This is a genomic window from Stenotrophomonas sp. 93052_Sma (assembly GCF_056481145.1).
Map to the genome: position 1 here is coordinate 2,972,348 of NZ_CM151134.1, position 13,005 is coordinate 2,985,352.

At 63.8% G+C, this 13,005-nt stretch carries 16 protein-coding genes and 1 pseudogene; 7 read left to right on the forward strand and 10 right to left on the reverse strand.

The window, feature by feature from the left end; translation table 11 throughout:
* Positions 1–70: 70 nt before the first annotated feature.
* The 3 genes and pseudogenes from orn to ACZK2V_RS13905 form a co-directional block, all read right to left on the reverse strand.
* Positions 71–643 carry an oligoribonuclease gene (gene orn / locus ACZK2V_RS13895; RefSeq protein WP_486322507.1) on the reverse strand — a complete coding sequence of 191 codons (573 nt, stop codon included), beginning with the start codon at positions 641–643 and terminating at the stop codon, positions 71–73.
* 74 nt (positions 644–717) lie between these two features.
* A pseudogene (tadA, locus tag ACZK2V_RS13900) lies at positions 718–1,243 on the reverse strand (tRNA adenosine(34) deaminase TadA).
* Between the two features lie 75 nt (positions 1,244–1,318).
* Positions 1,319–1,678: a winged helix-turn-helix transcriptional regulator gene (locus tag ACZK2V_RS13905; RefSeq protein WP_329809798.1), complete on the reverse strand. Its 360-nt coding sequence runs from the start codon at positions 1,676–1,678 to the stop codon at positions 1,319–1,321.
* Positions 1,679–1,756: 78 nt separating this feature from the next.
* Here ACZK2V_RS13905 and ACZK2V_RS13910 point away from each other — a divergent pair, with 78 nt between their 5' ends.
* From ACZK2V_RS13910 to ACZK2V_RS13920, 3 genes are all read left to right on the forward strand, one after another.
* On the forward strand, positions 1,757–2,524 hold the full coding sequence (locus ACZK2V_RS13910) for an NAD(P)H-dependent oxidoreductase (RefSeq protein WP_486322508.1): 768 nt from the start codon (positions 1,757–1,759) through the stop codon (positions 2,522–2,524).
* A gap of 67 nt (positions 2,525–2,591) precedes the next feature.
* Complete coding sequence (locus ACZK2V_RS13915) at positions 2,592–3,029, forward strand: acetyltransferase (RefSeq protein WP_154263898.1); 438 nt, start codon at positions 2,592–2,594, stop codon at positions 3,027–3,029.
* Between the two features lie 28 nt (positions 3,030–3,057).
* Entirely contained in the window at positions 3,058–3,360 is a 303-nt protein-coding gene (locus ACZK2V_RS13920; protein WP_486322509.1) for a hypothetical protein, read from the forward strand.
* Here the strand turns inward: ACZK2V_RS13920 and ACZK2V_RS13925 are convergent.
* Complete coding sequence (locus tag ACZK2V_RS13925) at positions 3,315–3,821, reverse strand: GNAT family N-acetyltransferase (RefSeq protein ID WP_428993064.1); 507 nt, start codon at positions 3,819–3,821, stop codon at positions 3,315–3,317. The genes ACZK2V_RS13920 and ACZK2V_RS13925 overlap by 46 nt on opposite strands.
* A gap of 243 nt (positions 3,822–4,064) precedes the next feature.
* Here ACZK2V_RS13925 and ACZK2V_RS13930 point away from each other — a divergent pair, with 243 nt between their 5' ends.
* From ACZK2V_RS13930 to ACZK2V_RS13940, 3 genes are read left to right on the forward strand one after another with little or no spacing between them, the layout of a single operon-like run.
* Positions 4,065–4,736, forward strand: a complete 672-nt coding sequence (locus ACZK2V_RS13930) for a hypothetical protein (RefSeq protein ID WP_486322510.1) — start codon at positions 4,065–4,067, stop codon at positions 4,734–4,736.
* A 40-nt stretch (positions 4,737–4,776) separates the two neighbouring features.
* Positions 4,777–5,430 carry a hypothetical protein gene (locus ACZK2V_RS13935; protein WP_423174531.1) on the forward strand — a complete coding sequence of 218 codons (654 nt, stop codon included), beginning with the start codon at positions 4,777–4,779 and terminating at the stop codon, positions 5,428–5,430.
* A complete protein-coding gene (locus tag ACZK2V_RS13940; RefSeq protein ID WP_486322511.1) occupies positions 5,427–6,755 on the forward strand; it encodes an XVIPCD domain-containing protein in 1,329 nt (442 codons plus the stop codon). The genes ACZK2V_RS13935 and ACZK2V_RS13940 overlap by 4 nt, the downstream gene beginning before the upstream one ends.
* A 54-nt stretch (positions 6,756–6,809) precedes the next feature.
* Here the strand turns inward: ACZK2V_RS13940 and ACZK2V_RS13945 are convergent, their stop codons facing one another.
* From ACZK2V_RS13945 to ACZK2V_RS13955, 3 genes are all read right to left on the reverse strand, one after another.
* Positions 6,810–8,084, reverse strand: coding sequence for a hypothetical protein (locus ACZK2V_RS13945; protein WP_486322512.1), 1,275 nt, complete (start codon positions 8,082–8,084; stop codon positions 6,810–6,812).
* A gap of 97 nt (positions 8,085–8,181) precedes the next feature.
* A complete protein-coding gene (locus tag ACZK2V_RS13950; RefSeq protein ID WP_201116582.1) occupies positions 8,182–9,189 on the reverse strand; it encodes an XVIPCD domain-containing protein in 1,008 nt (335 codons plus the stop codon).
* Between the two features lie 57 nt (positions 9,190–9,246).
* The gene (locus tag ACZK2V_RS13955; protein WP_032129521.1) at positions 9,247–9,783 is read right to left on the reverse strand and encodes a hypothetical protein; all 537 of its coding nucleotides are present in this window, start codon (positions 9,781–9,783) and stop codon (positions 9,247–9,249) included.
* A 268-nt stretch (positions 9,784–10,051) separates the two neighbouring features.
* Between ACZK2V_RS13955 and ACZK2V_RS13960 the strand changes: the two genes are divergently transcribed.
* Entirely contained in the window at positions 10,052–10,342 is a 291-nt protein-coding gene (locus ACZK2V_RS13960) for a hypothetical protein (RefSeq protein ID WP_154354767.1), read from the forward strand.
* A 67-nt stretch (positions 10,343–10,409) separates the two neighbouring features.
* Here ACZK2V_RS13960 and ACZK2V_RS13965 read toward each other — a convergent pair whose 3' ends face one another.
* From ACZK2V_RS13965 to ACZK2V_RS13975, 3 genes are all read right to left on the reverse strand, one after another.
* Complete coding sequence (locus ACZK2V_RS13965) at positions 10,410–10,697, reverse strand: DUF4189 domain-containing protein (protein ID WP_332838308.1); 288 nt, start codon at positions 10,695–10,697, stop codon at positions 10,410–10,412.
* A 267-nt stretch (positions 10,698–10,964) separates the two neighbouring features.
* Entirely contained in the window at positions 10,965–12,125 is a 1,161-nt protein-coding gene (locus ACZK2V_RS13970) for a TrbL/VirB6 family protein (RefSeq protein ID WP_486322513.1), read from the reverse strand.
* Between the two features lie 79 nt (positions 12,126–12,204).
* On the reverse strand, positions 12,205–13,002 hold the full coding sequence (locus tag ACZK2V_RS13975) for a hypothetical protein (RefSeq protein ID WP_049398226.1): 798 nt from the start codon (positions 13,000–13,002) through the stop codon (positions 12,205–12,207).
* Between the last annotated feature and the right edge of the window lie 3 nt (positions 13,003–13,005).

Genomic DNA, 13,005 nt, shown 5'->3' on the forward strand with positions numbered 1-13,005 from the left:
GCCGCTGGCCGGCAACCTGTTGGACCTCACGAAAGCCCTGGAATTGCCAGCCAGCGGCCGGCACTACCGATCAGGAAGCCGGCAGGCCGGACAGCGCGCCCATGAACTGGCGATAGTGGCGCAGCTCGGCGATCGAATCGTGCACGTCGCTCAGCGCGGTGTGGTTGCTGTTCTTGCCCACGCCAGCGGCCACGTTCGGCGCCCAGCGTTTGGCCAGTTCCTTCACGGTGGAGACGTCCAGGTTGCGATAGTGGAAGTACTTCTCCAGGCGCGGCATCTGGCGATGCAGGAAGCGGCGGTCCTGGCAGATGGAGTTGCCGCACATCGGCGACAGGCCGGCCGGGATCCACTGCGCCAGGAAATTCACCGTCTGCGCCTCGGCCTGGCCCAGGGTGGTGGTGCTGTCCACCACGCGCTGCCACAGGCCCGAACGGCGGTGCTGGTTGCGGTTCCACTCATCCATCGCTTCCAGCGTTTCCAGCGGGTGGTGGATGGCGAATTCCGGACCTTCGGCCAGCACATTGAGCTGGGCATCGGTGACCACGGTGGCGATCTCGATGATCGAATCGTTGTCGGTATCCAACCCGGTCATTTCCAGGTCGATCCAGATCAGTCGTTCGTTGGCCGCGCCGTTGTCCGCCATGTGTCGCCTCGTTGCTGGGCAGGCGCGCGGCCTACCGGTGATGGAAAGAGGCGCCTATCATACCCGTTCGCCCCTCAGCCCTCGCCGGCGTGGTCTTCCAGCAACAGCGGCGGCTTGCCACGCTTGGCGCGGAAATAGTTGGTCAGGCGCATGCTGGCTTCCTTGGCCAGTACCCCACCGTGGATCTCCACCCGGTGGTTGTGGCGGGCATCGCCAATGAGGTCGAACACGCTGCCGCAGGCACCGGTCTTGGGGTCGCTCGCACCGTAGACCAACCGTGCAACAGCGCGCGTGCACGATCGCCATAGCGCACATCGCACACGGCTCCAGGGTCACATACAGCGTGCTGCCAAGCAGGCGATGGTTCGCCAGCAATTTTCCGCCCGCCCGCATGGCCACGATCTCGGCGTGTGCGCTGGGGTCATGCGAGGCGATGTTGAGGTTCCAGCCCTCGCCCAGCAGTTGGCCGTCGGCACCGACCAGCACTGCACCCACCGGGATCTCGTCGAACTCGCGTTGTGCGCGCTCGGCCAGCGCCAGCGCGTGGCGCATCCAGTGTTCGTCGGTGTCGTGCACCGGCACACCCAGGGCGTCGGTCATGGCGGTTCTCGCGTGTCTGCAGGGCCAGGATGGCCGCCGGGGCCGCATTGTACGCCCGCAGCCGTGCAGGCGCCGCTAGCGCGCGTCGAAGCGCTCGCGGGCAGCGTCCAGCGCCGGGAAATTGTGCTCGGCCCAACGGTCCAACGCGGTCAGGGTGTCTACCAGACTGCACGCAACCTCGGTCAACCGGTACTCCACGTGCAGAGGCTTGCCGCCCAGATCGCAGCGCTCGATCAGGCCATTGCGCTCCAGCTGCCGCAGGGTCTGGGTCAGCACCTTCTGCGAGATGCCTTCGATCTTCCGCAGCAGCGCACCATTGCGTTGCGGGCCCTCGGCCAATGCCGGCAGCAGCAGCATCACCCACTTGCCGGAGATCAGTGCCAGCGCATCGCGCGCCGAGCAGTCGGCGGCATAGATATCACCGGGAAAGGCCATGGTTACCTCAAAGTGCGTAATTGCCGGGGCATGCCGGCATCGCGAGGATGGTCGCACATCCCAATACGCCCCTCCCTCATGCGCGCCCTGATCCTGCTGGCCCACCCCGAACCCCGCTCCTTCAATGCCCACCTGGCCACGCAGGCGGCCGAGCAGCTGCGGCACAACCATCTGCAGGTGGACATGGTCGACCTGTATGCAGAAAGCTTCGATCCGCTGGAAGCGGCCTGGCACCATCCACGGCGCCTGCAGCCCGAGCGCTTCGATGCCCAGCGCGAACAACGCTACAGCGCCGAACACGACCAGTTGCCCGCCGATGTGCAGCGTCACCTGCAACTGCTGCGGGCCGCGGACCTGGTGATCCTGCAGTTCCCACTGTGGTGGTTCGCGGCGCCGGCCATCCTCAAGGGCTGGCTGGACCGCGTGCTGGTCTACGGGCCGATGTACAACAGCCGGCAACGCCACGAGCGCGGCGTGATGCAGGGCAAGCGTGCGCTGCTGAGCGTCACCACCGGCTCTTCGGCGCGGGCGTGCGCGGTCGATGGCCGCGAAGGCGATACCCGGCTGTTGCTGTGGCCGTTGATGTACAGCCTGCGCTACGTCGGCTTCGAGGTGATGGAGCCGCATATGGTGCACGGCGTGCGCTCAGGGCTTGCAGCGGAACGCGTGCAGGCCCACGACGAAGCATTGGTTGCAGCCACCCTTTCCTACCGCGAGCGACTGTCGCGATGGCGGCAGTGGCCGACCGTGCCCTTCAACAACAGCGAGGACTTCGAGGATGGTGTGGCGCTGTGCGCGGAAGCGACTGCCTACAGTCCCTTCATCCGCCATCGCGATGCCGGATGAATCCGTACCTGCAGGCACAACCGGAAAGCTTCATACTTCGCATTCCTGCAAGCACCTTGGTGAACATATGACCACCCTCCGTCCCTCTCGCGCTGACGATGGCGCCGCCCTTGTCGACCTCTGGCGCCGCGCCGTCGACGCCACCCACGACTTCCTCAGTACCGAAGACCGCCAGGCCATCGACGCCGAAGTGGCCGCTTTCCTGCCGCAGGCGCCGATGACCGTCGCCGTCGATGCACAGGACCAGCCGCAGGGATTCATGCTGATCGATGGCACCCACATGGAAGCGCTGTTCATCGATCCGGGCGTGCGCGGTACCGGTATCGGCCGTCAACTGCTGCAGCACGCACTGGCCCAGCATCCGCAGCTGACCACCGACGTCAACGCACAGAACGCGCAGGCCGTAGGTTTCTACCTGCGCATGGGCTTTGTCGAAACCGGTCGTTCGCCGCTGGATTCGCAGGGCCGCCCGTATCCGCTGATCCACCTTCGGCATAAGGCCTGACATCCGTTGGCAGCAGCTGCGTGCTAGCGTGGCTGCTTTCGATCAAGGAATGCCGTACATGGATGGTGCAAAAGCCCTGTTGACCCTGTTTGCGCTGGGCATCAGCCTAGTCTGGATCCTGGTGCCGTTCGCCATCTTCGCCGTGCGCAACCTGCTACGTGAGGTACTGCTCGAGCAGCGTCGTACCAATGAACTTCTCGAGCATATCGGCGGCTACCGCATTCCGAAACCGCAACCCGAACCGACCGTCTGGCGCGCCCTGAGCGGGCGCACGCCCGCCGTGGCTCAGGCTGTCGCCTCGAAGGCCGGTGAGTACTGCACCTCGCCCTGAGCCAGCGGAGGCTGCAGGCAAAGCGCCTGGAAGTACTCCGCCGGCACGCCCGGCAACACCAGGCCCGGCTCGGCACGGAAGCCGAAGCGCCCGTAATAGGCCGGCTCGCCCAGCAATACACAGCCATGCGCACCCTGCTGACGCAGTGCTTCAAGTGCGGCGCGCATCAGGGCCGCACCGATGCCCTGCCCCTGCCACGCGGGCACTACCGAGATCGGGCCCAGACCAAACCAGCCCGTGCTGCCATCGCTGACCGTCACCGGCGACAGGGCAATGTGACCGACCACCTGGCCCTGAGTTTCGGCGACCAGCGAAATGCTCAACTCCCCGCGGGTGCGCAGGGCGTCGACGATGAACTGCTCGGTGTGGCTGCTGTGCGGGGCTTCGCGGAAGGCGGCCTCGGTGAGTGCATGGATGGCGGCGTGGTCGGCCGTGGTTTCGGTGCGGATCATGCAGTTCAAGAGAACGCCTTTGATAATGTGATGAATGCGTGAATTATTGATTTAGGTCGCAGATTCAGCCGCGAGCAGCCCCTGCCAGCAAGGCCAACGCGACGCCCGAATCCCCTGTGCTGCAATCGATTCGCCGGAATACACCGCATCGGGCGCGTCAAAAAGCCGTCGCGGCGGTGGCGCAGCGTTCCTGACACGCTCCATAATCGAGAAACCTGTCACCCAGGAAGGATATATGGACATGGACGCACGATGCAGGATCAGGCCATGGGAGTAGCGCTCCCTGAAAGGAAAAGGCAGCCGCTGCTGGCGTTGCTCGCCCTTATCCCACTGGCCGCATGCTCACCCTATGCTGATGCCGAGCGCGACGTCGCTGCTGGTGGACGCGGCTTGGCCAAACTCACCCCTGCACCAAAGCAGGGCTACGAGCTGGTACTGACACTTAAGGATGCCCCTGGTCCCTTCGCGGTGGTCGAGGGCGTTGCCCAGTACGACGCACGCAACTATGCAGCATGTGGGCGGATCGTACCTGCAACGGGCACTGCGGGCCGCATCACCAGTCAGGAACCTATCGCACTGCGCCAGGTGGGCGAGAACGAATACCGCGGCACGTTCTACCTCGACCGAATGCAGGACGAGGATTACTACGGGCGTGGTGTCTGCCATTGGGCGCTGACGGGAGTCGGTGCGATGTTGCGCGCTACGACCGGCGAGGCGGATACGCGATTCCTGACGTTCATCGACAAGGAGCGCATGGAGAACGAGTCTCCTCTGACGCTCTACTACCCAAAGTTGATCTATCCACTCGCCGCCACCGTCGCCAACTATGGCGCCAGTGGCGAGGAGAATCCATCAGAGTACAGCGAAGATCTACGCGACGCGCTGTTCTCGACCACCACCACTGTGCAGAAACTCGCGCCATGAGCTGCCAGTTCAACCATTCCTACCCCCAAGGAGGCCGACATTGCGCCACAAGATGATCCCGTGCCTTGCTCTGCTTCTATTGACCGCCTGCAATCCGGAGACCGCCATGAACCAGGAACGTGCCGCTGCTGAAGCCGATGTCGCCCAGGGTGGGCGTGGCCTCGCCAAGCTCAACCCCAGCCCGCGCAAGGCCTATGAACTGGTGCTGCGCCTGAAGGATGCCCCCGGTGATTTCGCGCTGGTTGAAGGTGTCGCGCAGTACGACGTGACCAACGAAGACCAGTGCGGGCACATCGAACCGGCCACCGGTACCGCCGCACGCATCACCAGCCAGGAGCCGGTGGAGCTGCGCAAGGTCGCCGACGGCGAATACCGCGGCACCGTGTACCTCGACCGGATGCTGGATGAGGACTACTACGGTCGTGGCGTCTGCAAGTGGGAATTCAGCGGCGCCGGCGCGATGCTGAAAGCCACCGGCGCCGAGGGTGAAACGCGCTTCCTGTCGTTCATTGAGGCAGCGCCGTTCGTCAAAGGCGAGACCGAAACTCGCCACTATCCTCGCGCAGACTATCCGCGTGTGAACGAGATTCCTGATTACGGCGCAAGCGGCCAGGAAGATCCCACCAAGTTCCGGCCTGAACTGCAGAATGCGCTGTTCTCCGCTTCGCTTGAAGCCAGTGAGGTGCGCCAATGAGCCTCAACAGCCAGGACTATGCTGCACTATCCGAAGATGCATACAAGGATTATGCGGTCGGTCGTCGTGCACCTGGTCAAGAAGAGATCGTCCCGATCAACGGCCACAAGTACAAGATTCTTGAGCATGTTGATAATCGACTGAACGGCTATCAGGGAACGATCTACCAGCGAGTCGACACCAATGAAATTGTCGTCGCACATCGCGGCACCGAACAGATCGCACGCGATGCAATTCTGACCGATGGTGGCATGGTCGTCGCCCGCACCAACGTGCAGGCTCCGGACGCCATCGCGCTGACTCAACGCGCCCTCGCCTACGCCAAGAAGGAAGGGCAGGATCTCGGACAACGTCCGCCCGAAGTTACCGTCACCGGCCACTCCCTCGGCGGTGCCCTGGCCCAGATCACCTCGCACCACTTCAACGTCAAGGGCGAGACCTTCAATGCCTACGGCGCGGTCAGCCTCAGCTACCGCATTCCGGAAGGCGGCAACACCATGATCAACCACGTCATGGCCTCCGATCCGGTCAGCGCTGCCTCGCCGCACTTCGGCCAGGTCCGCATCTACGCCAAGCCCGACGAGATCAAGACGCTGGCAGCGAACGGCTTCAGCAATCACGCCCTGCGTGATCTGATTCCAGACCGTCCGATCATCGCGGCCACCAGCTCATTCGGCGCGCACAAACTGGGCAACTTCCTCAACGAAGGCTCGGTACTGAAGCACCCGGAAACGCAGAAACTGGCGAAAGACAACGCCAAGATGATCGAGGAGTACCGCGACGACGTCGAATCACTGCGCCGCGGTGTTACCCGTGCAGCGCGTGGCATTCCGGGCGGTGCCGTCGATCTGTACGACCACATCCGTGGCCCGCTGCAACCCGGTGAGCCGGCCCGTCGCGAGGCGGAGAAGAACGGCCATCACACCAGCATGCTGCGCATGGACGATGCCAATCACCTGGGCAACCCGCTGTTCAACGACGCGATCCGTGGCGTGCATGCGCAGGACGTTCGTGTCGGCCGCGTGCCGGATGTGATGAGTACGCAGTTGGCCGGTAGCCTGGCGGCGGAGATGCACGCTGCAGGCGGCAAGCGCATCGACGAGGTGGTGATGAATGCCGACGCCTCGCGCAGCTTCGCGGTGCAGGGTCTGGGCGGCGACCCGGCGCATCTGCGCGTGTCGGTGGACACGGCCGTGGCGATGAACACCCCGCTGGAGCAGAGCAGCCAGCGGATTGATCAGCAAGCTGCGGGACAGCGCCTGGCACAGGACCGCGATCAACAACTGGAACAACAGCAGAACCAGACCCGCAGCATGCAGGCCTGATGAACAGCGCGGGAGCCGGTCAATCCGGCTCCCGCGTCACTTCGGCCCTCTGCCTCAGGGGCTGGAGGCCGCGACCGGCGCGGACGCACCGGCGGTCACGAACAGATCCGGCCCGGAATCCGGGAAGCCACCACAGGCGCGATCGCCCGGTGCTACCGGATCACAGGGCCACTGCGCCCGCGCGACCTTCTCGCGCAGCTCGAAGCGATCCCCAGTCCAGACCACGAAGGCCAGGTGCTCGCGGTTCCAGTCACTGTAGGCACGCGGACCGACCTTCTGCGCCGTCTCCGGGTACTGCACGAACCAGCGCATGGCCGGGCCGTACTGCAACTTGCTGTGGTCCAGGCTGATCCGGCCCTCGCGCGACAGCTGCCGCGCACGATCGGCCTCCGTCACCTGGGGCATGGCCGGCATGGCATCGGCGGTCACATCCCTCGGCGCGGCGTCCCCGCGAACCTGGTACACACGCTGGGCCACATAGGCCTCGCCGCAGTCACCCGCTGGCACACGTACCGGCTCCGCGCCGTACTCATCGCGGTTGGCGACCCGGTCGCTGCAGGTGAACGGTGCCGACACCAGGTAGAACGTGCTGTCGGCGTCGCGTCCTTCCAGCGAGCGCACCCAGATGTCGCCCATCCGCGCGATGAAGTCCGGGCGCTGGCCGTAGCCCGGCACCGCCTTGAACCAAACCTTCTGTTGCACCTCACGCTCGCGCCAGCTGCGCGGCAGGTGGATGTCCTGCTGGGGCAGCGCGACCAGCAGCGCGGCCAAATGCGCCGGCATCGTGCCCTGGCAGGCGCCGATCAGCAGCTCGCCCTGGGCCGCCAGCCGCCCAGCCAGATCCACCGGGCAGCGGGCACCAAGCGCACGCTCGGTCGCCTGCTCGGGCGGCAACGGCGCGATGACCAAGGCGGGTGGCGCGGGAGCTACCGCCGGGACGGCTGGCTCGACGACAGCAGGCGGTGCAGCGACAGGCGCCGCCGCTGCGGGTGCAACGGGCACAGGCGTCGGGTCTGCAGCCGGCGCCGGCTGCGCGTCCACCACTGGTGTCGCAGGAGGTGTCACGGCAGCCGGTACATCAGGAGCCGGCACCGCGACAACGGCTTCGGTGGCCATGGGCGCTGCAACAGGTGCCATCCCTGCAGGCGCGTCAACGATCGCCTCGGCGGCGATGGGCGCCTCCACGACGGGCGCCGCTGTCTCCTGAGCCTGAGCCTGTGCCGACGCTGCGGCAAGTCCAAGCGACAGCAGCCAGAGCGGCGGCAGGCGGCGCATCGATGCATTGCAGCGGGCGGCGGCGTGCCGGGCATTCGAGGGAACGATTCGCATGTGGTGTCCTTACGAGTGGGTTTCCATGTCGGCGCCACAGGGCGCCACGCGTCGTACGTAAAGCGCCTGCGGGCACCCTGCCCGCCGGCATCAGGTGTTACAGGGATCGAGAACGCTGCTCCTGCTCGCGGGCGAGCGCAGCCGCCGGGTCCTGCTGGGCGACACTGGCAGCCAACTGCTGGCTGCTCTGCGCCAGCGGCTGCTGGGCGGCCTGCTCCCGGTCAACGGACGCACGCAGCATCGCCGGATCTCCCAGCGCGCCCTGCACCGCAAACAGCGTGCGCCCGTCGTTGCCCGCCAGCAGATGATCGATACGCGACAGGCCGGCCTTCTGCGCGCTCAACGCCAGCGCGCCGGCGGCGTTGTCCAGTTCCTGCTCACTGCGCAGTCCGCTCTGCGCCCCCATCTGCTGCAGGTGCTGGCGTGCCCCCTGGAACAGGGCGTGTCCCGGCTCGCCCGGCTGCGACATGTCGCGCAGGGTGGCCTGCTGCGCCGGCGCCCCTACTTCGCCCCGCTCCAGCCGCGCCATCACATCAGGCGTCAGCTTCTGCTGCCACGCATCGAATCGCTGCTGGCGGGCCTCGATGCCGTTAAGGCCACCATTGATCGCGCGCGTCGCTTCGCGCACATCCTCGCGCGCCGCCTCCGGCACGCGCGTTTGCCACTGCCACACCGCAATACGGCCCGCATGCTCAGGCTGCGCGGCCAGTTCCGGTTGATTCACCAGATCCAGATCCAGCGCCTTGCCGGCACGCTCGTAATTCTCCTTGCCGACCAGCGGTAGATAGCCGCGACCGTGATACTTCAATGCGTCGCCGGGCGCATCATTGCCCATGCGCCCGCCGTACATCAGCTCGGCCAGATTCTCCGGACGGCCGCGCAACGCGTCCTGGCGGGCGCCCTCAAGCGCGCCATTGCCATTGCGCCACGCCGCTTCCACCGGGATCTGCGAGATACCCCGGGTGAAGTTGAAACTTTCATTGAGCCGGCTCAGGCCACGGGACTCGTGCCCGGCCTGCGCCATGAAGTTGGCCAGTTCCCGGGACGAGGTGATGCCGGCCTCCGTGGCCTGCCGCAGCAACTGCGACTCTCTATCCTGCGACACGGTGAAACTCCTGCTCGATCATCGTTGGGTACTCCCGCCTCCTCACAGGCATGGCACTCAGGGCAAGCTCACGTCGGCGACGACGGACGGGTCGAAATCCTCGAACCGCACCCGGCCAAGCTCGGCCGCCGAGAAATCGCGCGTATGACTGGCCTCGGTCTCGGTGTCGACCACCCTGCGCTGCACGCCATGCACCCAACAGGCCTCGTCGGCCGGAACGTAGCGGAACGTGTAGATGCTGCTCCAGCGCTCACGGCTCCCGCCGTTGGTGATCACACTGAACGCGCCATCCTCGATGGTCACGTACGCGAAGGGGTCGCCGGCAATGCCCCCACGGGTGGAGCACGGCACCAGCTTGTCGTTGCGCGCGGCCAACTGCCATCGGCCCGCGGCGTCACCCAGCAGCAGCAACAACACCCGGTTGGGACCGTGCTCGCCGGGCACCAAGCCGTCGGGTGCCGGTTGATCGATCACCAGCAACTGGTCGTCGATCCCGTTGCCGGTGAGATCGCCGCGTACCGCCTCCAGCAGGTTCGCGCCGGACGGAACGAACGCCAAGGCATTGTCCATGTGTACGCCACTCCCCTTCTGCATCCCCTGCGACTCCTTCAATCCTGACTTTCCAGTACCCGCGCGACGACCGGGAAACCATGCGCTGCGCTGCAGGCTCCGGTTTCCACCATGGCGGATGATAGCCCCGGCCCTGCGGCGTCTGCGATGGTCGCAATCAACATCCGCATCGTGGGTCGTCAGAGTCCTCATGGACGGAAAAGCTCCTGCGTTCGATGGCACCGATGCGTCGGGATTTTGACGCGCACGCAGCTTACTTCGAGGAGGCGGGGCTCGTCGAAGGGAGCTTTGGATGAAAAGCGCACTTGATCACAGAAAAAGCGCAGTTAACGTGAATGGTGGCTTATCCGAAAAACAGATCCGCGGTGGATGGCGCCGGGGATGCATCGCCTCCCGCAGCCCCGCCGGCCTGAGGTTGCGCGGAAAGCGTGCGCTGCTTATCGCGCCCGAACATGCCCATGCTGGTGGCAACGGCCACAATCAACGCTGCCCGCGCCATGTTGGTTACCAGGACCATCATCGAGTCGCGGCTGCAGCCTGTAACGATTCGATAGCCTTGCAACACTTCTCCACAGCGCAGTAAAAGAACATTTGCCCACTAGGACCGTCGCGCCACTCGATCTCGGTGGGATGTCACGGCAATCATGAGACTAGAACGACTCAAAGATCGGCTCAGAACAATCTGTATATAGAACTTTGCACTGCCCACCACCGATGTCCGCGCAATGGGACAAAACTCGATTTGTAGCCTCCTCCTTGGAGCCTGCAACCGAATAGGAGACGCGCCCCTTACTCCCCCTCTCGGGATCAGCATATGCAACGCACTGGTTCTTGTAGGTAGTTCCGACTTTGCAATCTCTAGCGCCATGGGTCGCGCAACGGGAAAGCGCCTCGGACACAGCTTCCTGCTTTGAACGCCTTCCGACTGATGCCCCCATATCGCCCGTGCTTACTGCGGTTGCAATAGCTCCCCAGGTTTTGATCCAGCGGCCTGTCGCGACCGGACCACTGGACCCCGCAGCGCCTCCATTGGAGCCCGGTATTGGCGCACATCCACCAACCCCCTGTCCGCCAATCGGATACTGTCCGGGCGGGCAGCGCCCCTCCGCTTGGACATCTGCTGTCACAAGCAAGAACAAAGCAGAGCAAATCCAAAAGAGGGAGATCACAATGCGCTTCACGTTAACTCTCCAATACGCCTGAAATCACTGTCTACCAGGATGAGCAGCTCGCTGGCCAGTTTCCGCAATCCTTGTTGCATCCGACTGCGGCAATGTCATGCGGCTTGTTGACTGATTACTGTAGTCACCGGCGTCTGCAGTACGCCCCTTCTCCGGCTTATCCGGCGAGTAGTAGCTACCCGGCGGCTGCCCACTCGGGCCCGGCGCCTGCGCAACAGGGCTGCCACCTATCTGCGAATATGCCATGAAGCTACCCAAGGTGCCCTGGAAGAACATGGCCGCCATTGGGGGCGCAGTCAGAATCAGGGTCGTCAGGATCAATCCCATGCCGCCCTGCTGCATCGCCTGACTGGTCATGCCGTCGCTGGACGCGCCCATCAGCGGGAACTTGTTCACCAGCGCCGTCACCCAGAACGACGCAGACACGCGAATCACCATGTCCAGCGCAATCGAGACCATGGCTGCCAATACCGCCATGGAGAACATGGTTCCAATGCCGTAGAACAGCCATCGCTGGAACAACTGCTTGGTCTGGTCGAACAGAAGGCAAAGAATGAACAACGGCCCGAATCCGATGAACAACGCCATTGCTACTTCGTAGAGCAGAAGCATTGAACCCGCAGTTACCGCTGGACCACCGGTGCCGAGGCCGATGAACCACATGGCCCGGGTCTTGTCTTCCTGCAATCCAGGGTCATTCAGAATCTTGATGCCATCAATGCTGGACAGCGCCACCTGCATCCAAGCCAGACTCTTGTCGATCTGCTCTTCCGGCTTCTGATCCTTGCCAGTGACAACATGGGTGATCAGCCCCTTCACGTCCTCGGTCAGGAACTCATGAAGATCGCGCCCGAACATGCCCATGCTGGTGGCAACGGCCACAATCAACGCTGCCCGCGCCATGTTGGTTACCAGGACCATCATCGAGTCGCGGCTGCGGCCTGTAACGATTCGATAGCCCTGGATCAGCACCCACAAGGTCATGAGGGTCAGCGCGATGCCGCCCACCCACGCCATCATGTTGTCCATCAGGTCGAAGCCGAACTTGCCGATCCTGTCCCGCAGGTAGTCCAGGATCAGCTTGAAGAACACGAAATCGCCAATCGACTGGACACGTGCGACGTGCCCCATCAGATCCTGGAATCCGCCCGAAAAATCAAAGTTGGCAATCGACCTGATCGTCATACCCACATTCCCTTGGTAATACTGCAATCACATGAGGGGCGACGCTGACGCGCGCACCCTTGGTGCTCCATTCCATGCATCAGTCGATGGACAGCGCTGCCTTCAGCGCCGCCGTCTTGACCAGATCACTGGCAATGGTCTTCATCGGGTCGCCCTTCAACGCTGCCTGTGCGACTACTTTCTGATTGGCTTCCATCACCTCGATGTAGGCATCGTAGGCCTTCTGCTGTGCCTCGAAGGACTTTGCCTTGGCTGCCATGTCGTTCGCGGTGCGCAACGTGTCGTTCTGCGTTGCGTTGACGTTGCCGAGCAGATTGCTGACATTTCGCTGCTTCTCGATTGCATCGAGGCTATCGAAGAACGACGGCATCGTCTTGAGCATGAAGTCCACCGCATCGTTGTACTTGCGGTTCTGCATCATCCGGATGTTCACGCAGATCTGTTGCTGCTGATCTTTCCAATCTCCCTTGAAATTGAAAACGACCCGGGTCGCGAGAGTCTTCAGGTCGGTGCCGATTCCGCAGGTCTCGGCAACCAGATAATTGGGTGGCACCGGCGTCAGCGGGGCGGAATCCGGCAACCCGAAGGAATTCACGATGCCCTGGATCTGGACCATCGTCTCCTGGTACTCCTTGATCGTCTGCGCCCAGTCCCGTGCCCACTGGGTGTTCTCCTTGACGAACTGGTACTTCTCCTGGAAACGGGCCTGGTACGTATTGATCTGATTGAGGATGTGCTGCCACAGTGCAGGACCCGTTTCCTGCACCGGGCCGATGGCGCCCGCATTGGTCGCTGAGAGGGCCAAGGCAACGCCGAGCACCTTGGCCATCGGCTTGAGTACCTTGCGGGCGCTGGCCCGACGCTTGACGTTGTTCATGGG

Bases quoted from the DNA above. Each gene is read 5' to 3' on its own strand.
- ACZK2V_RS13940 (WP_486322511.1), top strand. From the start codon at position 5,427: ATGAGCCTCAACAGCCAGGACTATGCTGCACTATCCGAAGATGCATAC.
- ACZK2V_RS13955 (WP_032129521.1), bottom strand. From the start codon at position 9,783: ATGCAGAAGGGGAGTGGCGTACACATGGACAATGCCTTGGCGTTCGTT.
- ACZK2V_RS13965 (WP_332838308.1), bottom strand. From the start codon at position 10,697: ATGGGGGCATCAGTCGGAAGGCGTTCAAAGCAGGAAGCTGTGTCCGAG.
- ACZK2V_RS13915 (WP_154263898.1), top strand. From the start codon at position 2,592: ATGACCACCCTCCGTCCCTCTCGCGCTGACGATGGCGCCGCCCTTGTC.
- ACZK2V_RS13910 (WP_486322508.1), top strand. From the start codon at position 1,757: ATGCGCGCCCTGATCCTGCTGGCCCACCCCGAACCCCGCTCCTTCAAT.
- ACZK2V_RS13930 (WP_486322510.1), top strand. From the start codon at position 4,065: ATGCAGGATCAGGCCATGGGAGTAGCGCTCCCTGAAAGGAAAAGGCAG.
- ACZK2V_RS13970 (WP_486322513.1), bottom strand. From the start codon at position 12,125: ATGACGATCAGGTCGATTGCCAACTTTGATTTTTCGGGCGGATTCCAG.
- orn (WP_486322507.1), bottom strand. From the start codon at position 643: ATGGCGGACAACGGCGCGGCCAACGAACGACTGATCTGGATCGACCTG.
- ACZK2V_RS13905 (WP_329809798.1), bottom strand. From the start codon at position 1,678: ATGGCCTTTCCCGGTGATATCTATGCCGCCGACTGCTCGGCGCGCGAT.
- ACZK2V_RS13945 (WP_486322512.1), bottom strand. From the start codon at position 8,084: ATGCGAATCGTTCCCTCGAATGCCCGGCACGCCGCCGCCCGCTGCAAT.
- ACZK2V_RS13960 (WP_154354767.1), top strand. From the start codon at position 10,052: ATGAAAAGCGCACTTGATCACAGAAAAAGCGCAGTTAACGTGAATGGT.
- ACZK2V_RS13975 (WP_049398226.1), bottom strand. From the start codon at position 13,002: ATGAACAACGTCAAGCGTCGGGCCAGCGCCCGCAAGGTACTCAAGCCG.